At 66.8% G+C, this 21,773-nt stretch carries 21 protein-coding genes; 10 read left to right on the top strand and 11 right to left on the bottom strand.

Features of this window, described 5'->3' with window-relative positions; genetic code table 11:
* Positions 1–97 precede the first annotated feature (97 nt).
* From ilvN to miaA, 3 genes are all read right to left on the bottom strand, one after another.
* The gene (gene ilvN / locus ACREB7_RS15595) at positions 98–613 is read right to left on the bottom strand and encodes an acetolactate synthase small subunit (RefSeq protein WP_431593193.1); all 516 of its coding nucleotides are present in this window, start codon (positions 611–613) and stop codon (positions 98–100) included.
* Between the two features lie 3 nt (positions 614–616).
* Positions 617–2,371, bottom strand: a complete 1,755-nt coding sequence (ilvB, locus tag ACREB7_RS15590; RefSeq protein WP_431593194.1) for a biosynthetic-type acetolactate synthase large subunit — start codon at positions 2,369–2,371, stop codon at positions 617–619.
* Between the two features lie 84 nt (positions 2,372–2,455).
* A complete protein-coding gene (gene miaA / locus ACREB7_RS15585) occupies positions 2,456–3,430 on the bottom strand; it encodes a tRNA (adenosine(37)-N6)-dimethylallyltransferase MiaA (protein ID WP_431593192.1) in 975 nt (324 codons plus the stop codon).
* Between miaA and serB the strand changes: the two genes are divergently transcribed.
* The 3 genes from serB (at position 3,429) to ACREB7_RS15570 (ending at position 4,991) form a co-directional block, all read left to right on the top strand.
* On the top strand, positions 3,429–4,313 hold the full coding sequence (gene serB, locus ACREB7_RS15580) for a phosphoserine phosphatase SerB (RefSeq protein ID WP_431593191.1): 885 nt from the start codon (positions 3,429–3,431) through the stop codon (positions 4,311–4,313). The two genes, miaA and serB, sit on opposite strands and share 2 nt — an antisense overlap.
* A 7-nt stretch (positions 4,314–4,320) precedes the next feature.
* Positions 4,321–4,578 (top strand): hypothetical protein, encoded by a 258-nt coding sequence (locus ACREB7_RS15575; protein ID WP_431593190.1) that lies wholly within the window; start codon positions 4,321–4,323, stop codon positions 4,576–4,578.
* A gap of 62 nt (positions 4,579–4,640) precedes the next feature.
* A complete protein-coding gene (locus ACREB7_RS15570) occupies positions 4,641–4,991 on the top strand; it encodes a DUF2200 domain-containing protein (RefSeq protein WP_431593189.1) in 351 nt (116 codons plus the stop codon).
* Between the two features lie 200 nt (positions 4,992–5,191).
* Here ACREB7_RS15570 and ACREB7_RS15565 read toward each other — a convergent pair whose 3' ends face one another.
* Entirely contained in the window at positions 5,192–6,481 is a 1,290-nt protein-coding gene (locus ACREB7_RS15565; RefSeq protein ID WP_431593188.1) for an SPOR domain-containing protein, read from the bottom strand.
* Positions 6,482–6,743: 262 nt separating this feature from the next.
* On the opposite strand from ACREB7_RS15565, the gene ACREB7_RS15560 reads away from it, so the two are divergent.
* The 3 genes from ACREB7_RS15560 to ACREB7_RS15550 are packed head-to-tail and all read left to right on the top strand — an operon-like array spanning position 6,744 to position 9,552.
* Positions 6,744–7,466: an AAA family ATPase gene (locus ACREB7_RS15560; protein WP_431593187.1), complete on the top strand. Its 723-nt coding sequence runs from the start codon at positions 6,744–6,746 to the stop codon at positions 7,464–7,466.
* Between the two features lie 15 nt (positions 7,467–7,481).
* Positions 7,482–8,150, top strand: a complete 669-nt coding sequence (locus ACREB7_RS15555) for a hypothetical protein (RefSeq protein ID WP_431593186.1) — start codon at positions 7,482–7,484, stop codon at positions 8,148–8,150.
* Between the two features lie 16 nt (positions 8,151–8,166).
* Entirely contained in the window at positions 8,167–9,552 is a 1,386-nt protein-coding gene (locus ACREB7_RS15550) for an SPOR domain-containing protein (protein ID WP_431593185.1), read from the top strand.
* A gap of 80 nt (positions 9,553–9,632) precedes the next feature.
* Here ACREB7_RS15550 and ACREB7_RS15545 read toward each other — a convergent pair whose 3' ends face one another.
* The 7 genes from ACREB7_RS15545 to ACREB7_RS15515 all read right to left on the bottom strand — a co-directional run bounded on the left by ACREB7_RS15545 (position 9,633) and on the right by ACREB7_RS15515 (position 16,435).
* Positions 9,633–10,418: a hypothetical protein gene (locus ACREB7_RS15545; protein WP_431593184.1), complete on the bottom strand. Its 786-nt coding sequence runs from the start codon at positions 10,416–10,418 to the stop codon at positions 9,633–9,635.
* A 184-nt stretch (positions 10,419–10,602) separates the two neighbouring features.
* On the bottom strand, positions 10,603–11,766 hold the full coding sequence (locus ACREB7_RS15540; RefSeq protein WP_431593183.1) for a helix-turn-helix transcriptional regulator: 1,164 nt from the start codon (positions 11,764–11,766) through the stop codon (positions 10,603–10,605).
* A 250-nt stretch (positions 11,767–12,016) separates the two neighbouring features.
* On the bottom strand, positions 12,017–13,231 hold the full coding sequence (locus ACREB7_RS15535) for a dihydroorotase (RefSeq protein ID WP_431593182.1): 1,215 nt from the start codon (positions 13,229–13,231) through the stop codon (positions 12,017–12,019).
* Positions 13,222–14,217, bottom strand: a complete 996-nt coding sequence (locus ACREB7_RS15530; protein ID WP_431593181.1) for an aspartate carbamoyltransferase catalytic subunit — start codon at positions 14,215–14,217, stop codon at positions 13,222–13,224. The genes ACREB7_RS15535 and ACREB7_RS15530 overlap by 10 nt, the downstream gene beginning before the upstream one ends.
* 13 nt (positions 14,218–14,230) lie before the next feature.
* Positions 14,231–14,548 (bottom strand): DUF1294 domain-containing protein, encoded by a 318-nt coding sequence (locus ACREB7_RS15525; protein WP_431593180.1) that lies wholly within the window; start codon positions 14,546–14,548, stop codon positions 14,231–14,233.
* A gap of 10 nt (positions 14,549–14,558) precedes the next feature.
* Positions 14,559–15,020: a Holliday junction resolvase RuvX gene (gene ruvX / locus ACREB7_RS15520; protein ID WP_431593179.1), complete on the bottom strand. Its 462-nt coding sequence runs from the start codon at positions 15,018–15,020 to the stop codon at positions 14,559–14,561.
* 98 nt (positions 15,021–15,118) lie between these two features.
* Complete coding sequence (locus ACREB7_RS15515) at positions 15,119–16,435, bottom strand: DUF3089 domain-containing protein (protein ID WP_431593178.1); 1,317 nt, start codon at positions 16,433–16,435, stop codon at positions 15,119–15,121.
* 211 nt (positions 16,436–16,646) lie between these two features.
* Between ACREB7_RS15515 and ACREB7_RS15510 the strand changes: the two genes are divergently transcribed.
* From ACREB7_RS15510 to gatB, 4 genes are all read left to right on the top strand, one after another.
* Positions 16,647–18,425 carry a DUF4153 domain-containing protein gene (locus tag ACREB7_RS15510; RefSeq protein WP_431593177.1) on the top strand — a complete coding sequence of 593 codons (1,779 nt, stop codon included), beginning with the start codon at positions 16,647–16,649 and terminating at the stop codon, positions 18,423–18,425.
* A 73-nt stretch (positions 18,426–18,498) separates the two neighbouring features.
* Positions 18,499–18,801, top strand: coding sequence for an Asp-tRNA(Asn)/Glu-tRNA(Gln) amidotransferase subunit GatC (gene gatC / locus ACREB7_RS15505; protein WP_056349827.1), 303 nt, complete (start codon positions 18,499–18,501; stop codon positions 18,799–18,801).
* On the top strand, positions 18,801–20,282 hold the full coding sequence (gene gatA, locus ACREB7_RS15500; RefSeq protein WP_431593176.1) for an Asp-tRNA(Asn)/Glu-tRNA(Gln) amidotransferase subunit GatA: 1,482 nt from the start codon (positions 18,801–18,803) through the stop codon (positions 20,280–20,282). The genes gatC and gatA overlap by 1 nt, the downstream gene beginning before the upstream one ends.
* A 1-nt stretch (position 20,283) precedes the next feature.
* Positions 20,284–21,750 (top strand): Asp-tRNA(Asn)/Glu-tRNA(Gln) amidotransferase subunit GatB, encoded by a 1,467-nt coding sequence (gene gatB / locus ACREB7_RS15495; RefSeq protein WP_431593175.1) that lies wholly within the window; start codon positions 20,284–20,286, stop codon positions 21,748–21,750.
* Positions 21,751–21,773: the final 23 nt, after the last annotated feature.

Here is a 21,773-nt window from a genome sequence, read left to right as displayed (position 1 = left end):
CCCCGGACTTGATCCGGGGTCCCGCTGATCACCGTTGCCGAGCGGGACCCCGGATCAAGTCCGTGGTGACGATAAGTTGAAACCCAATGCGTAAACTCTAAACCGCCTCCGCCCCGCGGGCGATAGCGACGACGCCGGTGCGGCCGACCTCGACCAGCCCGCATTCGCGCATCAGCGCGATGAAGCGGTCGACCTTGTCGCTCGTTCCGGTGATTTCGAAGATGAAGCTGGTGAGCGTCGTATCGACGACCTTGGCGCGGAAGACGTCGGCGAGGCGCAGCGCCTCGATGCGCTTTTCGCCAGTGCCCGCGACTTTGACGAGCGCGATCTCGCGCTCCACATGCGCGCCCTGGTCGGCGAGGTCGACGACATTGTGGACGGGCACGAGCCGGTCGAGTTGCGCGATGATCTGGTCGATCACTGCGGGCGGGCCCGAGGTGACGATGGTGATCCGCGACAGCGCATGGTCGGCGCTGATGTCGGCGACGGTCAGGCTTTCGATATTATAGCCGCGCGCCGAGAACAGCCCGGTGATCTTGGCGAGAATGCCCGCCTCGTTATCGACGGTGACGGCGAGCACATGGCGCTCGCCCGCTTCGGTTTTGATTTTCATGTCTTACACCAGTGCCTTGGCTTCGTCGTCCATCGTGCCGGTGACGTCGCTCGGCTGGAGGAGCATTTCGGTGTGGGCGGCGCCCGACGGGATCATCGGGAAGCAGTTCGCGAGCTGCGCGACGCGGCAGTCGACGATCACCGGTCCCGGCGTCTCGATCATCGTCCGGATGCCGTCCTCGAGCTCGCCGAGCGTGTCGATACGCAGGCCCGTCCAGCCATAGGCGTCGGCGAGCTTCACGAAGTCGGGCAGGCTGTCCGAATAGCTGTTCGAATAGCGGCTTTCATAGGTGAGTTCCTGCCATTGGCGGACCATGCCCATCCACTGGTTGTTGAGGATGAAGATCTTCACCGGCAGGCGATACTGGCTGACCGTACCCATTTCCTGGATGTTCATCTGCAGGCTGGCTTCGCCGGCGACGCAGATGACGAGGCGGTTCGGGTACGCGATCTGCGCGCCGACCGCGGCGGGGAAGCCATAGCCCATGGTGCCCAGGCCGCCCGAAGTCAGCCAGCGGTTGGGAGCCGAAAAGCCGAAATGTTGCGCCGCCCACATCTGGTGCTGGCCGACCTCGGTGGTGATGATCGGGTCCATGCCGCGCGTCGCGTCGAACAGCGCTTTGACCGCGCGCTGCGGCATGATTTCGGCGCCGGCTTCCTTCTTTTCGGGGAAGTCGAGGCAGCGCGTCGCGCGCCAACCATCGACGCGGCGCCACCATTCGCCAAGGTCGCGCGGCTTGTGACCCGCATCCTGCCAGGCGGCGATCAAGGCGTCGAGCGCGCGGCCGGCGTCGGCGACGATGGCGAGGTCGACGGCGACGATCTTGTTGATCGAGCTGCGGTCGATGTCGATGTGGATCTTCTTCGCCTCGGGCGCGAAGGCGTCGAGGCGGCCGGTGACGCGGTCGTCGAAGCGCGCGCCGACCGCGACGATCAGGTCGGCGCGGTTCATCGCCATATTGGCTTCGTAGGTGCCGTGCATGCCGAGCATGCCGAGCCATTTGGGATCGTCGCACGGGAAGGCGCCGAGCCCCATCAGGGTCGAGGTGACCGGGGCGCCGGTGAGCGACACGAGCTGGCGCAACGCCGCACTGGCATCGGGGCCGGCGTTGATGACGCCGCCGCCGGTGTAGAAGACCGGACGTTCGGCCGCGGCGATCAGCGCGATGGCTTCGGCGATGGCGTCGGGCTCGGGTTCGGCCTGCGGGCGATAGCTTTTGTGCGCGATCTTTTCGGGGACCACATAATTGCCGGTCGCGACCTGCACATTTTTGGGAATGTCAATCACCACCGGGCCGGGGCGGCCGTGGGTCGCGATATAGAAAGCCTCATGCAGGATCGGGCCGAGGCGTTCGGGGTCCATCACCAGATAATTATGCTTGGTGCAGTGGCGCGTGATGCCGACGGTGTCGCATTCCTGGAAGGCGTCGGTGCCGATCAGCGCGGTCGACACCTGGCCGGTGAGCACGACCATCGGGATCGAGTCCATCAGCGCATCGGTGATCCCGGTGACCGCGTTGGTCGCGCCGGGGCCCGAAGTGACGAGCACGACGCCGGGCTTGCCGGTCGAGCGCGCATAACCCTCCGCCGCATGGGTCGCCGCCTGTTCGTGGCGGACGAGGATATGCTGGATCGTCGGATGCTTGAAGAGCGCGTCATAGATCGGAAGCACCGCGCCGCCCGGATAGCCGAACACCGTGTCGACCCCAAGGTCGACCAGCGCCTGAACCACCATGTCGGCACCGCTCATTTCCGTCACGACTTGCATTCCTTTCATCCTGCCAGCCCGGCCAAGCGGGGGCTTGTGCGCTGCAACAGGTCGGCGGGCAATAGGTATATGATTCTATCTTGTCAACAGCCTATCACGTAATATTATTGCTATTTTGTCGATATTGTCGTTGTTTAATGACTCTTCGTGGCGCGGCCAATCGGCCGGCGGCTGGTGGCGAAACCATGTAAACTGGCGCTTGGCATATTGGCGGGTCGCCGCCTGGGCGAGGGTGAGCGCGTCGGCGCGGCCGATCGCGCCGCGCACATATTGCGCGATCTGGGGGACGCCGATGGCGCGCATGACGGGGAGGTCGGGGTCGAGGTCGCGCGCCAGCAGCGCCTCGACCTCGGCGATCGCGCCGCCGTCGAACATCGCTTCGAGCCTTGTGTCACAGCGCGCGCGCAGCCAGTCGCGCGGCGGGAGGAGGAGGAAGGGGGTGAGGCTGATCGCGTCGGCGATGCCGCCCTCCTGCGCCGCCTGCCATTCGGCGAGGGTGCGGCCGGTCGACCGGACGACTTCGAGTGCGCGGGCGACGCGGGTGCGGTCGGCGGGGTTGAGGCGCCGGGCGGCGGCGGGGTCGGCGGCGGCCAGCGCGGCGTGCGCGTCGGCGACCTCCATCGCGCGCACCGCCGCGCGCACGGCCGGATCGATTTCGGGAACCGGGGCGATGCCATGGAGCAGCGAGCGCAGGTAAAGACCGGTGCCGCCGACGAGGATGGGAACCTTCCCCGCAGCATGGGCGTCCGAGAGGACCCCGCGCGCCTCGTCGGACCAGCGCGCGGCGTTATGCGCTTCGGCGGCGCCCACATGGCCGAAAAGATGGTGGGGTACGCCCGCCATCTCGTCGTCCGTGGGGCGCGCGGAAACGATGGCGAGGTCGCGATAGACCTGGCTGGCGTCGGCGTTGACGACGACGCCGTTACCCAGAGCCCGAGCCAGCGCGACCGCCAAAGCGCTCTTGCCGCTGGCGGTCGGTCCGGCGATAAGTGCGACAGGCGGACGTGCCCGAGAGGGTGGGGGCCGAAGAGAGGAAGAAGGAGATGCCATGTTCGTAGCGACGCTGATAGCAGCCGGGAAGCTGACCGACGAGGTCGTTCGCGAGGGCATCGACCGACTGGACGCGACGGGGCATGACGTCGGGGCGCCGCACTGGCTCGACGTCGGCGATGCGGCCGACATCGTGTTCCAGGGCAGCCTGGTCAGCGCGCGCGAAGAATTGGCGAAAATGGACCATGGCGCGCTCGACGTGGTGGTGCAGCCGCTGGGTGACCGCACCAAGAAACTGATCATCGCCGACATGGATTCGACGATGATCACGGTCGAATGCATCGACGAACTGGCCGACTATGCCGGGATCAAGGACCAGATCGCGACGATCACCGCGCGCGCGATGCGCGGCGAGCTCGATTTCCGAGCCGCATTGTTCGAGCGCGTCGGGCTACTCGGCGGACTGGCCGAAAGCGTGCTCGCCGAATGCCGGATGGAACGGGTGCGGCTGACGCGCGGCGCCCGCACTTTGGTGCAGACGATGAAGGCGCATGGGGCCTGGTCGGTGCTGGTGTCGGGCGGCTTCACCGCCTTTGCCGATCCGGTGGGCGAGGCGATCGGCTTCGACAAGGTGGTCGCCAACCATCTGGAGATTTCGGGCGGCAAATTGTCGGGCCGGGTGCTCGAACCGATCATCGACAGCGCCGCGAAGCTGGAAACGCTGAAGGCCGAAGCCGCGAAGCACGGCCTGCCGCTCGCCGAGACGCTGGCGGTCGGCGACGGCGCCAACGACATTCCGATGATCACCGCAGCGGGGCTGGGGGTCGGCTATTACCCGCACCCGTCGGCGGGCGAGGCGGCGGCGGCGGTGATCCGGCACCATGACCTGACCGCGCTGCTGTGGGCGCAGGGCTATCCGCGGCGGTCGTGGGTGATGGGATAGAGAGCGGATGGCAAGACAAGCGCCCGTCCGATTCAGCGTCATGCCTGAACAGGAGAGCGAGGCGATCGCGCATCTTGCCGCACGCGGGATCATTCCCTCGAAGGTCGAAAAGGGCGACGATGGTTTTGTCTATCTGATATTCTCGTCCTTGCCAGATGATCAAATGCTCAAACTGGCACAAGCCCTGCCTGTCCATCTGAGCGCGAAAGTCGGGTTCGCGTTGAACGGCCAACCGCCGTTTGTCGCGCATGGGAATGGTGACTAACGACCCGATTGCCGACGGGTGGACCGGGCGGGGCAGGTTATCGCGCGACTTTGGAGAAGCCCATGACCCAGCATCGCATTTATTCGATCAGCGTCGCGAGCGTGTATCCGCATTATATCGCCAAGGCCGAGAAAAAGGGGCGGACCAAGGCCGAGGTCGATGAGATTTTCCGCTGGCTGACCGGGTATAGCCAGGACGCGCTGGAGGCGGAGCTGGCGAAGGGCACGAGCTTCGAGGACTTTTTTGGCGCTGCGCCCGCGATGAATACGGCGCGCGAACGGGTCACCGGCGTCGTTTGCGGGGTGCGGGTCGAAAATGTCGTGGAGCCGCTGATGCGCGAGATCCGCTATCTCGACAAGCTGATCGACGAGCTTGCCAGGGGCAAGGCGATGGAAAAGATATTGCTGGGGTAGGGAGTGGTTTTGCGCGGCAGGGCGCGAAACCGCGAGAGCTGGCAAGCCGCCCTGTGCATCCCGTTTGTGTCGAGCGAAGTCGAGACACCCCTAAGACAGGCGCTCCTGATGGGTGTCTCGACTTCGCTCGACACGAACGGAAATAGGGGACGGTCAGCTTTCCATTCAGAAGCAAGAACCTGCTGGCACCGACCCCCGACCTATTTGCCGCGCATCACCACGCAGGGCTGGCTCGCCGATCCGACGGTCGCGCAGAATTTGTCGGCGTCGGCCCTGGTCGCGAAATTGCCGGCCTGGAGGCGGGTGAGCTTGCCGCTTTTGACCAGATAGGGCTGGCGGGCGGCGAGGCCGGGATATTTCTTTTCGAGCGCGGTCCACAGGCTCCGCGCATTGCCGTCCTGCGAGAAGGCGCCGAGCTGGGCGCGCCAGTTGTCGGCCGGGGCGGTGGCGACCGCTGCGGCGGGCGCGGCGGGTTGCGGCTTGGGCGGGGCCGCCTTGACCGGGGTCGGCGCCGGTTTCGGCGGCAGGGCCGGGGTGGCGGCGACGGGCGGCAGGTCACCGCTTTCGGGCGGCGCGGCGTAGCTGGTGCCGGGCGTCGACGAGGCCGCTGCGGCGGCTTCGGCCGTGGCTTCGGCAGCAGCGGTCGCGGCGGCGTGGGCGGCCGATGAGGCGGGCAGGTCGGCGGTCTTGATCGGCGTCGGCACGGCGACACGCGGGGCGGGCAGCGGCGCAGGTGAGGTGGGGGGCGAGGCGGGGGGCTCGCTCTTGATCACCGGGGGCGGCGAATAGCTGGTGCCGGGGACCGAGGCGGGCAGGCTGGCGGTCTTGACCGGCGAGGCCGCAGGCTTGGCAGGCGGCGGCGCGGCGGCGTTGACCGCCGCGAGGCGTTCGCGCTGTTCGGCCTTTTCCATCTCGGGCAGCAGGGCGAGGCCGGCCTGACGCTGGTCGAGCGGGATCAGGCTGTCGAGCTGGGCGAGGCGCGCCGAGGCGATGCCGAGCCCGGCGTCGCTGGCGCGTTTGGTCAGTGCATAGGCGCGCGGCCAGTCCTGCGCCGCGAGGTCGCCGTTGAACATCGCGGTGCCGAGGACATATTGCGCGCGCGGTTCGCCCCGCGCCGCCGAGCGCACGATATAAGGCATCGCTTCTTCGCGGCGGTTGGCGGTGAACAGGACGAGGCCGAGATTATCCTCGGCCTGGAGATGGCCCTGTTTCGCGGCACGACGATACCAGTCTTCGGCCTGCACCAGGTCGGCGGGCACGCCGCGACCGAGTTTATAGGCCTGACCGAGGTTGAATTGCGCGTCGGCGTCGCCCGCGAGCGCGAGCGGGCGCCAGATCGACACCGCTTGCTGCGGCGAGCCGGCCTCCCACTGGTCGACGCCGTCCTTGACGCTGGGCGCGGCGGCTTTGGTCGCCGCCGGGGCCGCGAGCGCCGGCGCCGCCGCCAGCAAGGGCAGGCTCAGCAATGCGATGGTGCGGATGAAACGCATGACAATCTCCACTGACGTGCGAGCGCCCGAACTCCGGGCGGTCGACAGTCCCCGGCCCGGCGCTAGGCGATAATGGCTAACACCCCGTTAGCGACGCGTCGACCAGAGTGATTCTGATCCGATACGGCACAACTTCATCTTAAGTCGCCGTTTACCATGGTCTCCAACGAAGCGTTTACCGACTTTTTCACATCGTTAACCCAATCTTAGCTCCCTGCATGGCATTCCACCGCCAATTCGTGGTCACATTAGGGGGACGGCTGTGCGCGTTTTGGCATTGGCTTCACAAAAGGGCGGGTCGGGCAAGACGACATTGTCGGGGCACCTGGCGGTGCAGGCCCAACTCGCCGGCGCAGGACCCGTCGTCCTGATCGACATCGATCCGCAGGGCTCGCTCGCCGACTGGTGGAACGAGCGCGAGACCGATCTGCCGGCCTTCGCCCAGACGACGGTCGCGCGGCTGGCCTCCGACCTCGAGATCCTGCGCCAGCAGGGCTTTAAACTGGCGGTCATCGATACGCCGCCCGCGATCACCATGGCGATCCAGAGCGTCATCGGGGTCGCCGAGTTGATCGTCGTCCCCACGCGCCCGTCGCCGCACGACTTGCGCGCCGTCGGCGCCACCGTCGATCTGTGCGAACGCGCCGGCAAACCGCTGGTCTTCGTCGTCAACGGCGCCACTCCGAAAGCCAAGATCACCAGCGAAGCCGCCGTCGCGCTGTCGCAGCATGGCACCGTCGCCCCGATCACGCTGCACCACCGCACCGATTACGCCGCGTCGATGATCGACGGCCGCACGGTGATGGAGGTCGATCCCAACGGCCGCTCGGCCGACGAAATCCGCCAGCTGTGGCAATATATGAACGACCGGCTCGAAAAGAATTTCCGCCGCACCGTCTTCTCCGCCCCGATGCCGACCCAGTCGGGTTACGGCACCGTCCGTCCGATGGGTGGCGGTTTCGGCCGCCGCATCGCCGGTCAGTAAGGGGAGATGGAAGCCATGGGCGAACCCAAACCCCTCGCATCGTTGAACGCCGGCCTGCTCGCTCGCAAGGGCGCGGCACGCCCCGCGATGCGCCGCCAGCCGCTCGGCAGCGGCCCGGCGCCGACCCACGCCGTCGGTTATGACGATCTCGGCTGGAACGACATGGGTTATGATGTCGATCCGGTGCAGTCGAGCGAACCGACGCATATGGTCGACCTCAAGCCGCTGCTGACCGGATCGGTCCCGGCGCATAATATCGAGGCTGAACATGCCGTCGATGACAGCGTCGGCCATGATTATGCGGAAGACTGGCTGGGCCAGGACGCCGAAGAGGGCGAGGAAGAGCCCTTTGTTCCGGTCATTCCCGAAATCGTGCGCCAGCAGGAATCGCTGAGCGACCGCGTCGCCGCCGTGGCGCGCAAGGTGGAACAACGCCCTGTGGAGCCGAAAGCGCCGCGCGCGCCGCGTGCGCTCCGTGCCCGCGACAAGGCGGCCTTCACGCTGCGCCTCGACGCCGAGCGCCATCTGCGGCTGCGGCTGGCGAGCGCGGTCACCAACCGGTCGTCGCAGGTCATCCTGACCGACCTGCTCGACGAATTCCTGTCAACGCTGCCCGAAATCGACGCGATGGCGAGCCGTCTGCCGGCCGCGCGTCCGCCGCGCCAGACGATGCAGCCGAAGTGAACAAGGGGGACCTGTGATGAACCGCAACCTGCTGATGAAGCTTGCCGTGTCGGGCTTCGTGCTCGGCCTGACCACCACCGGGTGCAGCATGAGCAAGATGGCGAACGCGCCGTCGAATATGCTCGGCAAACCCGAAACCGCGGTGAAATCGGCGAGCATGGCGCGCACCGCGCTTGAAGCGGGCAAGACGAGCAAGGCCGTCACCCTCGCCGAAGCGGCCGTTTCGGCGAGCCCGCGCGACGGCAGCTATCGCGCGCTGCTCGGCCAGGCCTATCTCAGCGACGGGCGTTTCGCCTCGGCCTCGGCCGCGCTGACCGAGGCGATGGAATTGGGCGTCACCGACAGCAACACCGTGCTGGCGCTGACCCTCGCCAACATCGCGCAGAACAAGACGCCCGAAGCGATGGCGCTGCTCAACGCCTATCGCGATAGCCTGCCCGCGCCCGACACGGGGCTCGCGCTCGCGCTCGCCGGCGATAATGAATCGGCGATCTATGTGCTGAGCGAAGCGGCGCGCGCCGAAGGCGCCAGCGCCCGCACCCGCCAGAACCTCGCGCTGGCGCTCGCGCTGTCGGGTCGCTGGGCGCAGGCACGTATCCTCGCGTCGCAGGATCTGTCGCTCGCGAAGGTCGAGGGGCGGATGGCCGAATGGTCGCAGCTCGCCAAGGAAGAGAATAGCCAGGTCCGCGTCGCCAGCCTGATCGGCGTCAAGACGCAGACCGATGCCGGCATGCCGGTGCGCCTCGCGCTCGCGAACTTCGCCGACACGCAAATGGCCGCCGCCGACGCGCCGATGGTGCTTGCCAGCGCCGATCCGGCGCCGGTCGATGCTTTCGCGCCGCCGCCGCCGGCGGTGGACGCATCGGAAATCCGCACCGTCGAACTGCCGATGCCGCAGCGCGACGCCAATGGCGTGGTGCCGGTTACCGAACTGCCGTCGCCCGTTGCTGCCGCGCCGGTGATCATGGCTGAGGCCGCGCCCTATCGCGCCGCGCCGCGCGTGGCGGGCGAGGCCGCCAAGGAGCGTCCGTTCCACGAGGAAGCGCGCGCACTCGCCACCAAATTCATGCCGCAGCTCGCCTTTGACGCCAAAAAGCCTTCGGGCTGGGCGGTGCAGCTCGGCGCCTATGACAGCCTGGGGATCGCCAAGGAAAAATGGGGCGCGCTGAAATCGCGCAATGCGATGCTGGCGAATTTCCCTGCGTCGAGCCATGCCGCGAACGTCAAGGGGCGCACCTTCTATCGCCTGACCGTCAACGGCATCAAGACGCGCGCCGACGCCAACATGCTGTGCAGCCAGCTGCGCGCCGACGGCCAGAAATGCTTCATCCGCGAGATGGGCGGCAGCGAAAGCATCCAATGGGCCGCGCGCGGCACCCCGCTGCGCATGGCGTCGCGCTGATACCAAAACCCCGGTTTCGGGAGAGACGAGAGACGAGGGGCGCGGCCGAAAGGCGGCGCCCCTTTTCGTTGGATGGACGACTAGCGGGGCCGGCGCGAGCGGTCGAAGCTCCAGCTTTTCAGCGCGAGGATGAGTCCGCCGATCGCCATGATCGTCCCCGCAACCGCCAGGAACAACGGGATATTATCGAGCTCGTCGTTGCGGTCGGCGAGCAGGAAGCCCAGCCCGGCGAGCCCCGCGCAAACCGCCGCGCCGACCAACCCGAACCGGATGCGACGTTTCCAGAAGTCGGGATGGACGATCACTTCGCCCCGCAGCACTGCCTGGAAATGACCGGCCACCTTTTCGGCCTGGATCGCGGCATCGGACGCCACCGGCACGCGCAGGACCGAATGGATGCGGAAAAACCGCAGGGTCGATATGTTGGTCGCCGAGGTCGTCACCATCCCGAATTCGAGCATCGGCGGATCCGAGCGGATCATCGCGGCCTTGTCGAAGCGATTGAGGCCGGTGCTGGCGAGGCCGAAATAGCGATCGCCGATCAACACGCCATCGCGCGAAAAGACGACCTCGACGCCTTCGTCCGGCACGGCTTTCAGCGACCGGTAGTCGTTGCTTTCTTCCCTGTTGGCAAAATGGCCGTCGATCTGGCGAAAGCGGTCATAGTCGGTCGGCGTCACGACCCAGCTGCTATATCGCGTCCGCCCGCTGCGCAGATTTTCGACGATGCGATGGCCCCAGAGGAAATTCAGCGAGAAGATCGTGCTGAGGATGAGCAGGAAGAGGCCGGCGCCGACCCGGACGGCCGTGCTGCCCGTTTCGTGGCCCAATGCGGTCATGTCGCGCACGCCGGTCCAGATCATCACCGCGCTGCCCATAGCGACGGCCAGGCAGGCAAGTGCGCTGCGCCCCGGATTTTTCGCCCCTCGACTCTGCATGGCGGTCCCCCGTCGATACCCGAAACCGACAGGACACCGATCGGGCGGAAACTGACAAGGGAAATCTGGGCAATCATGTCGTTCGCGTCGGCGAGCGACGCCGCGACTGGCGCTAGCCCTCGGCGGGGATCGGCAGCCGCGCGAGGGTGGCGAGGAGCTGGGCCTGGCTCGTCGCGCCGGTCTTGCGGAACACGCCCTTCAGCAGGAAGCGCGCCGCGTTGACGCTGATCGCGCGCTGCGCGGCATAATCCTGCACGGTCTGGCCGGCGCCCAGCGCGACCGCCAGCCGCGCTTCGGATGGGGTCAGGCCGAACCATTGCGCGACGCGGTCGACCTCGACCACCGGCGTTTCGCCGGGCGCGCTGCCCAGGGTGACGATCAGCGACGCGCCGAGCACGACGCCGCCGATCTGTTGGGCCGATTGCCGGGCGATGCGCGCGACGAGCACGGGGCATTCGCGGCCGTCCTCGCCGAGCGCCTGAAAGGCGATCCCGGCGGGATTGGGGCTGCGCAAGAGGTCGTGCAGCCGTTTCTGGCTGGCGGGATGGGTGAAGGCGAAGCGGTCGCCCGTGATGTGGATGAAGCCCGCCTTTTCATATTGCCCGGCGCGGCTGTTGGCGGCGAGAATGCCGAGCTGGTCGTCGAGGCTGAAGATCGCGAAGGGCGCGGCATCGGCGGCCGCCCGCGCCGCGCCGGCGGCGAGTTCGAGCGTGGCGAGCCGGTCGCTGATCCGCATCGCGCGCTGGATATGCGGCGCGAGCGTGCGCAGGCCGCGCTTCAGCCGATCGACGTCGCGGTCGCCGGGGCCGGGGATGAGCAACCCCAGACGCTCGCCGCCGCGCCGGTCGAGCAGCACCGCGATCAGGCGGTCGATCCCCCAGGGAGCCAGGAAATTGCGCGAAAATTCGGTCTTGGCGAACTCCTCGCGCGTCATAATGTCGTTGCTGTCGATCACGCTGCCATTGCCGTAGCGCATCATCTTGGACGACCATTCATGCCGTCCCGCATAAACGGCGGCATAGATTTCCTGCACCCCGGCGGCGAGGCCCGTCGCCGCGACGAAGCGCGCGCCCGGCGGACTACTGTTTTCCCAGAGGATGAAGGCCGCGTCCCAGCTCAGCGGGCAGAGGGCGTTGGTGATGTTGGCGAGGGTTTCGTTCCAGCGTTCGGGATGCAGCACCGAATCGTAAATCTCGCCGATCAGCCCGTTGAGAACCTCCCATTCGGCCGACGCATTATGGCCGGAAGGCGCAATCTGGACCTGTTCGTTCGGCATCGGCTTCCCCCAAAAGACGACAGCGGTGGGCTGGACGGTCGGATGGGGAAGAATATCCCCATTTATCAGCAGATAATCATATCCTGCAAAAATGTTTCGATCCTACCCATATGGGTAGCGCGGGCGGGGGTCAAATGGGTCATTCCATGGGGGCGACCCAAGCACAGGATGGCCGGAAACGGTCATCCTGTTTTTCTGGAAGCCCGTCGGTTTTCCGGCGGGCTTCTTTTTCGTCTGGCGCACGACCCGGTCAGCGGATGCGCTGCCCGCCCTTCCACATCGCGGTGGCGCGGCCCTGAACCGGCATGCCGTCGAAAGGGGTGTTGCCCGCCCAGGCGGCCATCTTCTTGGCGTCGACCTGCCAGGGCGTGCCTTCGTCGATCAGGATCAGGTCGGCCTCCATGCCGACTTTGAGCTGGCCGGCATCGACGCCGAGCAGACAGGCGGGAGTGGCGGCGAGCAGGTCGAACAGGCGTTCGGGCGAAATATGGCCATCGCGCACGAGGCCGAGGCCAAGCGCGAGCAGGGTTTCGGCGCCCGCCATGCCGGGCAGCGCCTCGGCAAAGGGCAGGCGCTTGTCTTCGGGGCCGCGCGGGTCGTGGCCCGAGGCGAGGATGTCGATCGTGCCGTCGGCGAGCGCGGTGAGGCAGGCGTGGCGGTCATCCTCGCTGCGCAGCGGCGGCGACAGGCGCGCGAAGGTGCGGAAATCGCCGGTCGCGGTGTCGGACAGCAGCAGATGCGCGGGGGTGATGCCGCAGAGCACGGGCAGGCCCTTCGCCTTCGCGGCGCGGATCAGGTCGAGCCCGCGCGCGGTGGTGACCTGGCGGAAATGAACGGACGCGCCGGTTTCCTCGACGAGCGCGAGGTCGCGCGAAATAGCCATCGCCTCGGCGATAGCGGGAGCGGAAGCGAGGCCGAGGCGCGTCGCCATTTCGCCGTCGGTCGCGACCGCGCCGGCGGTGAGGCCCTCATCCTCGGCATGGATGATCGTGACGAGGTCGAGCGCGGCGGCGTAGCTGAGCACGCGGCGCATCACGCCGCTGTCGGCGATGCGCGCGCGGCCGGTCGCGATGGCGCGGGCGCCGGCCTGCTTCATCAGGCCGATCTCGGCGAGTTCGCGGCCCTCGAGCCCTTTGGTGGCGGCGGCGAGGGGATGGACCCAGAGGTCGGGCTTGCCGCCCTTGGCAGCGCGTTCGACGAGCCCGGGGTTGTCGAGCGGCCCGGCGTCGGGCATCAGCGCGGCGCGGGTGATGCCGCCGAAATGGAAGGCGGGCTTGTCGGTCGCGAAGACGCCGAGGTCGATGATGCCGGGGGCGAGCCATAGGCCGCGCGCATCGACGACCTCGGTGCCGTCGGGGACGTCGCTCGGGTTCAGCGCCGCGATGCGGCCGTCGACCGCGAGCAGGCTGCCAGGATCGCCGCCGAGCAGGCGGGCATTGATGATATGAAGCGGGGTCACGCCCATCCTGCGACCTTCCGTTTGCGGCGGGTGAGGATATCGAGGCACGCCATGCGCACCGCGACGCCCATTTCGACCTGCTCGGTGATCGTCGAGCGCACGGGATCGTCGGCGACGCTGGAGTCGATCTCGACCCCGCGGTTCATCGGGCCGGGGTGCATGACGATCGCATCGGGTTTGGCCTTTTCGAGCCGTTTGGGGGTGAGGCCGTAGAGGGCATGATATTCGCGCGCCGACGGCAGATAGGCGCCGTCCATGCGTTCGTTCTGGAGGCGGAGCATCATCACCACGTCGGCGTCCCTGATACCCTCATCCATGTCGGTGAAGCTGGTGACATGCATGCGGTCGATCGCGGGCGGGGTCAGCGTCGGCGGTGCGACGATACGAACCTCGTTGCCGAGCAGGGTCAGCGCGAGAATGTTCGAGCGCGCCACGCGGCTGTGCAGCACGTCGCCGCAGATCGCGATGGTGAGGCCCTCGACCTTGCCCTTGCGGCGGCGGATGGTGAGTGCGTCGAGCAAAGCCTGGGTCGGATGCTCGTGGCGGCCGTCGCCGGCGTTGAGGACGGGGCAGTCGACCTTGTCGGCGATGAGCTGGACCGCGCCCGAGCTGCCGTGACGGATCACCATCGCGTCGGCGCGCATCGCGTTCAAGGTCATCGCGGTATCGATCAGCGTCTCGCCCTTCTTCACGCTCGACTGCGCGGCGTGCATGTTGACGACGTCGGCGCCGAGGCGTTTTCCGGCGATTTCGAACGACAGCAAAGTGCGCGTCGAATTTTCGAAAAAGGCGTTGATGATGGTCAGGCCCGCGAGCCGGTCGTCATGCTTCGCGGCGCCGCTGCGGTTGAGGTCGACCCATTGCTCGGCGGCGTCGAGGACGTAGGAAATCTCCCACGGGGTGAGCTGGGCGATGCCGATCAGGTGGCGATGGCGAAAGGCATCGCCGCCGGGCGGATAGTCGCTGGCGGGTCGGAGGGTTGCGCTTGTCATTAAAGCCGAGCGTTTAAGAGGCGGCGCGCCAATAGGCAAGCGCCGTGGCGGCGAGCGGATCGAGGAAACCGAAAAGCCACAGAGCGAGCAGCACGAGCTGGAGCGCGAGGTAGGCAAACATGGTCGCGGCGAAAGGCTGTTTGCGCGTCTTGTGGCGGACGAGCCGAGACGCCAGGACGGTGCCCGCCGCACCGCCGAAAAAGGCCCAGCCGAGCAGGGTGTTTTCGCTGATGCGGTCGTCACCGTTTTCGGCGCGGCGTTTGTCGATCACCATCAGGATGAAGGCGATGCCATTGGCGGCGATGAGCCAGTAGAGGAGATATTGGGTCAAGCCGGCCACCTCAGCCACGCGTGAGCGCATCGATCGCGCCCTGCAGGATGAAGGCGGCCGCCGCGCTGTCGACGCGTTCGGCGCGCTTGGCGCGGCTGACGTCGGCGGCGATCATCGCGCGCTCGACGGCGGCGGTCGACCAGCGTTCGTCCCAGAGCAGGATCGGGAGGGCGAGCGGCGCGAGGTTGCGTGCGAAGGCGCGGGTCGACTGGGTGCGCGGGCTGTCGCTGCCGTCCATGTTGAGCGGCAGGCCGACGACGAGGCCGATGATGCTGTGCTGCGCGACGAGCGACTTGAGCGTTTCGAGATCGACCGAGAATTTCTTGCGGATGATCGTCTTGTCGGGGGTCGCGAAACTCCAGTTCACATCGCAGAAGGCGACCCCGATGGTCTTGGTGCCGACATCGAGTCCCATCAGGCGACCGCCGTTCGGGAGCGTGGCGGCGAAATCGGGGGCGGCGGTGGTGATCATCGTCCGTCCTCTCTAGCCGTTGGTGCCGCGCGAAGTCGAGACACGCTGAGGCGTTGCGCGTCCCCAGCGTGTCTCGACTTTGCCCGACACCAACGGAGTTAGGACTTGGCCTTTTCGGTTGGCGCAGGCGCCGTGGGAGTCGGCTTGGCCGAAGCGGGCACTGGTTCGGGCTCGGCCGGCGGCGGGACCGGCGAGGGCTTGCCCTCGAAGGTCGCAAGGCGCCGCAACACGTCGGCGCGGACATTCGCCCAGAACAAAGTGATGTCGAAGACATGGTAATTATTGCCCGGCAGCACATAGCTTGGCGCATAGTCCTTCGCGATATCGGCATTGCCGACCATCAGCAGGCCGCGCGTGTCGTCGCATCGGGCGCCGATCTTGCCCGCGATCAGCGAGCCGCCCTTGAAGCCGTCGAGCGGCTTGAGCGTGCCGATGTTGGCCTTTGCTTTCGCCGTTGTGTCGGGGATGCCGGTCAGCGGGTTGGTGCACAGCATGCGCGTGTCCCGGCGCGGGCGGCCGTCGAAGCCGATCGTGCCGTCATAGGCGCCGAGCACCATCGACGGATCGGCGGGTTCGGCGAAGCTCGCCCAGCTGAGGATGCAGTTCTTCTGCTCGGGGGTTTCGCATGCGGGCAGGCCGAGCCCGGCGAGGTCGGTGTCGACGCTAACCGGCCAGCCGATGATGTATGCCGCGACGATACGCTTGGCGATCGGGGTGCCGGCGATGCGGTTCTTGAGCAGCGTGGTGAGGTGCAGCGCGCCCTGGCTGTGGCCGGCGAGGATGATCGGCTTGTTCTTCGGGATGCTCTCCAGAAACGCGTCGAACGCCTGTTCGACGTCGCGATACGCCGCGTCGATCGCCTTGCCTGCGGTGACGCGGTCCTCGGCGAGGAAGGCGCCCAAAGTCGCCTGGCGGTAGCGCGGCGCCCAGACTTCGCCGGCATCGCCGAACGCGCTCGCCATGCCCTGCATGAACAGGGTGGCGCGATAATTGGCATCGCGGTCGTCGAGCGGGGCGTTCCAGCTCGAGCGGCTGTAATAGCTGGTCGGGTGGACGAAGAAGATTGCGGCGTCGCCCTTCGGCGCCGCCTCGGTGTCGGCGTCGGGGGTCGGGGACGCGGCCTTGGCGAGCGGGATCAGCTTGTCGGTCGCCGCCTTGGCGCTGTCCGGGGCGCGGCCGTCGCCGCCCGGTTCGGGCGGGCGCCAGTCGGACGGATCATTCTCGATCCCGGGACGCGAGAACCACATTTTGGGGTCGTCATAGGCGTTGGGCGCCGCCGCCGTCTGTTCGACGAAGTCGGCGCTGGGGACGAGTGCGGTGCGCGCGAACCAGCCCGGCGCGAACTGATAGGCGAGGCCGACACCCAGGATGAGGAAGATGACGGCGGCGATGAGGTAGAGGAATTTGCGGGCCATCGGGGCTCCAGTGGGGGCGGGGAGAGGGGAGGCGGTCTGGTTTTTGCCTCTTTATCCGTTCGCATCGAGCGAAGTCGAGATGCCCACCGACGATACACGACCTGAGGGTGTCTCGACTTCGCTCGACACGAACGGGAAACGGTCCGGTCCTCCGGTGCCGATCCGCGCTATCTGGCTTGCGAAGCGGCACGAAACAAGCCCAGATGTGGGGATGACCGACACCCACGCAAGCGGGCCCGCGCCCGATTCGCCCCGAATGTCGCACCGTCTGGACGACAGCGACGCGCCCTGGCCGTTGCGGCCGTGGATCATGGCGGCGATCTGCGCGGTCGCGGGACTCGCCTTTCACCTGACGATCGACTGGCGGTACGCGCCGAACCACGATCCGGCGGCGAATGCGCTGGCGGCGTTCATCACGGTTTCGACCCTGGTCTTCGTGCTGGGAGTCGAGCTGCGGCGCTGGACATGGGCGCTTGGCTTTTCGCTGTTGTGGGGCGCGGTGATCGCGCTGATCGTGTGGATGTCGGCGGGCTATAATGTCGATGCGTCGCCGTTCGAATGGCCCTTCTGGTCGGGGCTGCTCGCGGTGCTGATCGCGACGCCCCTGTTCCAGACCCGGCGCGATGTCGCGCCCGACTGGCGCTTCTGGAAGCTATGGCAGATGCCCTATGAGCGGCTGCACAGCCATGCGTGGACCGATGCGGTGATTGGCGCCGCGGCGCTGGCGTTTACCGGTCTGACCTTCTTGCTGGTGCTGCTGATCGGGCAGATGTTCGAACTGATCGGCATCCATCTGGTGATGCGCTTGTTCGAACAGGGCTGGTTCCCGTGGATGCTGGCGGGCGCGGCGTTCGGCGGCGCGGTCGGGCTGCTGCGCGAGCGCGACAAGCTGGTCTCCACGTTGCAGCGGCTGGTGATGATCGTGCTCGCGGTGCTGGCGCCGGTGCTGGCCGCGGCGCTCGTCCTGTTCCTGTTGTCGCTGCTCGGCACGGGACTGACGAAATTGTGGGATTCGGGCTTTTCGACGGCGGCGCTAATGATGGCGGCGGCGGCGTTCGCGGTGCTGCTCGCCAATGCGGTGATCGGCAACGGCCGGGAGGATCGCGCGGCGAACCGATTTTTGCAGGGCGCGGCGGCGGTGCTCGTCGTCGCGGTGCTGCCGCTCGCGGTCATCGCCTTCTATTCGATGCATTTGCGCGTGATCCAGTACGGCTGGACCCCCGAGCGGTTGTGGGGCGTGATCGCGGCGATGATCGCGCTGGCTTATGGTTTGGCCGGGGTCTGGTCGGTGGTGCGGGGGCGGATCGGTTTCGACGACGTGCTGCGGCCGTTGCAGCAGAAGCTGGCGATCGGGCTGACCCTGCTCGCGCTGTTCCTCGCGCTGCCGATCGTCGATTTCGGCGCGATTTCGACGCGCGACCAGCTGGCACGGCTGCAATCGGGGGCGGTGAAGGCCGAGAAATTCGACTGGGCGGCGCTGGCGTTCGATTTCGGGCCGAGCGGGCGGGCGGCGCTTGGCGAGGTGGCGAAGTCGGTCGACCAAAAACGCGCCAAGCTCGCCGACTGGGCGCTCAAGGCGAAGGACCGCTGGGAGCTCAATGGGTCGGGGGACACGGTCGACGAAAGCGACATGACCTATGGCGCGAAGCCGATCGAGCAGAAGATCCGCATTTTTCCCGCCGGCCGCAGCCTGCCGGCGGAGGCTTACGCCGTGGTGGACGGGCAGGGCCAGTGCAAGACCGCGCCGTGCATTGCCTATGTGCTGGGCGACAGCCGCATCGCCGTGGTCAGTCGCGGGGGCAATATCGGGCTGTTGCAGCGCGATGCGAAGACCGGGAAATGGGCCGAGGATTATGACGCATTCCGTTCGGGCGATATGACGCGCGGGCTGACGATCGACGAGTTGGAGAAGGCGGTGGTCGAGGTGCGGCCGGTGACGCGGCAACAGGTCTTCGTCGACGGCAAGCCGGTCGGCGAGGATTTCGAGTGAGAATCGCGCCGCCGCCTTGAAGCGCGCGGGGGAGGATGCTAGCGGCGCAGCTTCTCCCGCAAAGGCAAGATGAATGGCAATCGATCAGGCAACGGTAAGGAAAATCGCGTCGCTGGCGCGCATCGCGATCAGCGATGCGGAAGCCGCCGCGATGGAAGGCGAATTGAACGGTATCCTCGGCTGGGTCGAGCAACTCGGCGAGGTCGATGTGACCGGGGTCGAGCCGATGACCGCCGTGATCCCCAACACGCTGCGGCTGCGCGACGATGTGATCGACGCCGACCCGCTGACCGGCGGCAACCGCCGCGACGATGTGCTGGCGAACGCGCCGGCGGCGATGCACGGCTTTTTCGGCGTGCCCAAGGTGATCGAATAATGACCGACCTGACCAACCTTAAAGTCGCGGAAATTCGCGACGGCCACCGTGCGGGCGATTTCAGCGCGGTCGAGGTGGCGGAGGCGTTCAGCGCCAATGTCGCTGCGGCCAAGGCGCTCAATGCGTTTATCGTCGAGACCCCCGAACATGCGCTTGTCGCCGCGAAACAGGCCGATGCCGATCGGGCGGCGGGGACGCTGAAACCGCTGTCGGGCGTGCCGATCGGCATGAAGGATCTGTTCTGCACCGACGGGGTGCAGACGACGGCGGCGAGCCATATGCTCGAAGGCTTTGTGCCGCGTTATGAATCGACGGTGTCGGCGAAGCTGTGGGGCGCGGGTTGCGGGATGCTCGGCAAGCTCAACCTCGACCAGTTCGCGATGGGCTCGTCGAACGAGACCAGCTATTTCGGCAATGTCATCAGCCCGTGGAAGCGCAAGGACGGCGGCAATGCCGCGCTCGCGCCGGGCGGTTCGTCGGGCGGTTCGTCGTCGGCGATCGCGGCGCGGCTTTGCCCTGCGGCGACCGGGACCGACACCGGCGGCTCGATCCGCCAGCCCGCAGCCTTCACCGGCATTTCGGGGATCAAGCCGACCTATGGCCGCTGCTCGCGCTGGGGCATCGTGGCGTTTGCAAGCTCGCTCGATCAGGCGGGGCCGATGGCTCGCGACGTCAGGGACTGCGCGATCATGCTCGAAAATATGGCGGGCTTCGATCCGAAGGATGCGACGAGCCTGAACATGGACGTGCCCAATTGGGAAGCGGCTTTGTCGAGCAATCTCAAAGGCAAGAAGGTCGGTATTCCCAAGGAATATCGCCTGGAGGGCATCGATCCCGAGATTGACGCGATGTGGGATGCCGGCATTGCGATGCTGAAGGACGCGGGGGCCGAGGTCGTCGAGATCAGCCTGCCGCACACCAAATATGCGCTGCCGACTTACTATATCATCGCGCCGGCCGAGGCGTCGTCGAACCTCGCGCGCTATGACGGCGTGCGGTATGGTTTGCGCGATCTGCCGACCGGTGCGGGCTTGCAGGACATGTACGCCGCGACGCGCGCCGACGGCTTCGGGCCCGAGGTCAAGCGCCGCATTATGATCGGCACCTATGTGCTGTCGGCGGGTTTCTATGACGCCTACTATACGCAGGCGCAGAAGGTGCGGACGCTGATCGCGCGCGATTTCGACGCGGCGTTCGGGGCGTGCGACGTGATCCTCGCGCCAACCGCGCCGTCGGCGGCGTTCGGGTTGGGCGAAAAGATGGCCGATCCGCTGGCGATGTATTTGAACGACGTGTTTGCGGTGCCCGCGAGCCTTGCGGGGCTGCCCGCGATGTCGGTCCCCGCGGCGCTGAACCGCGAAGGGCTGCCGCTGGGGCTGCAGATCATCGGCAAGGCGTTCGACGAGCAGGGCGTGCTGAATGCGGGGCTGGCAATTGAAGAGCGGGCGGGTTTCAACGCCCGCGCCGAGAAGTGGTGGTAAGATGAGCGATTATCGCATCAAGGGCGAAACCGGCGAGTGGGAGGTTGTGATCGGCCTAGAGGTCCATGCGCAGGTCACCTCCAACGCCAAGCTGTTCTCGGGCGCCGCGACGGCGTTTGGCGCGGAACCCAATACGCAGGTGAGCCTCGTGGACGCGGCGATGCCCGGGATGCTGCCGGTGCCGAACCGTGAGTGTATCCGTCAAGCGGTGCGTACGGGGATGGCGATCGAGGCCGAGATCAACAAATGGTCGCGGTTCGACCGCAAGAATTATTTCTATGCCGATCTGCCGCAGGGCTACCAGATCTCGCAGCTTTATCATCCGCTTGTCGGCGAAGGTTCGCTAACGATCGAGGCGGATGAAAAGGCTGGCCTGCCCGAGGCCAAGCGCATCGGGATCGAGCGCATTCATGTCGAACAGGACGCCGGCAAGCTGATGCACGACCAGCATCCGACGATGTCGTACGTCGACCTCAACCGCTCGGGCGTCGCATTGATGGAGATCGTCTCGCGCCCCGACATGCGGTCGCCCGCCGAGGCGGGGGCCTATGTGCGCAAGCTGCGTTCGATCCTGCGCTATGTCGGCTCGTGCGACGGCAATATGGAAGAGGGCTCGATGCGCGCCGACGTCAACGTCAGCGTCCGCAAGCCCGGCGACGAGTTCGGCACGCGCACCGAGACGAAGAACGTCAATTCGGTGCGCTTCGTGATGGCGGTGATCGAGGGCGAGGCGAAGCGTCAGGTCGCGCTGATCGAAAGCGGCGGCACGGTGGTGCAGGAAACGCGGCTCTACGATCCCGACCGCAACGAGACGCGCTCGATGCGGTCGAAGGAAGATGCGCATGATTACCGCTATTTCCCCGATCCCGACCTGCTGCCGCTGATCCTCGACGATGATTTCCTGAGCGAATGCCGCGATAGTCTGCCCGAGCTGCCCGACGCCAAGCGCGCGCGCTATCTGGCGGCCGGGATTTCGGCCTATAACGCCGATGTGCTGACCGCTGAGGTCGAAAGCGCTTTGTGGTTCGATGGGCTGCTCGAAACCGGCGCGAAGCCGGTCGCGGCGGCGAACTGGGTGACGAGCGAGCTGTTCGGGGCGCTCAACCGGCTCGGCAAGAGCTTCGAGGATTGCCCGGTCGCCCCGGCGCAGGCGGGCGAATTGCTCGGCCTGGTCGCCGACGGCACGATTTCGGGCACGATCGCCAAGGCGGTGTTCGAAAAGATGCTCGAAAGCGGCGACGCGGCGGGGGTGATCGTCGAGCGCGACGGGCTGAAGCAGACGAGCGACACCGGCGCGATCGAGGGCGAGATCGCCAAGATTCTGGCCGCAAACGCAGACAAGGTCGCGCAATATCAGGGCGGCAAGGAAGCGCTGTTCGGTTTCTTCGTCGGCCAGACGATGAAGGCGATGCAGGGCAAGGCGAACCCGCAGGTGGTCAACGAGTTGCTGAAAAAGGCGCTCGGCTGAGCCAAGTCCGCGCGCGCCGCGAT

The organism is Sphingopyxis sp., from assembly GCF_050725615.1.
In the GTDB taxonomy this organism is placed as follows: Bacteria; Pseudomonadota; Alphaproteobacteria; order Sphingomonadales; family Sphingomonadaceae; genus Sphingopyxis.
This window is presented reverse-complemented; position numbering and strand designations above follow the sequence as displayed.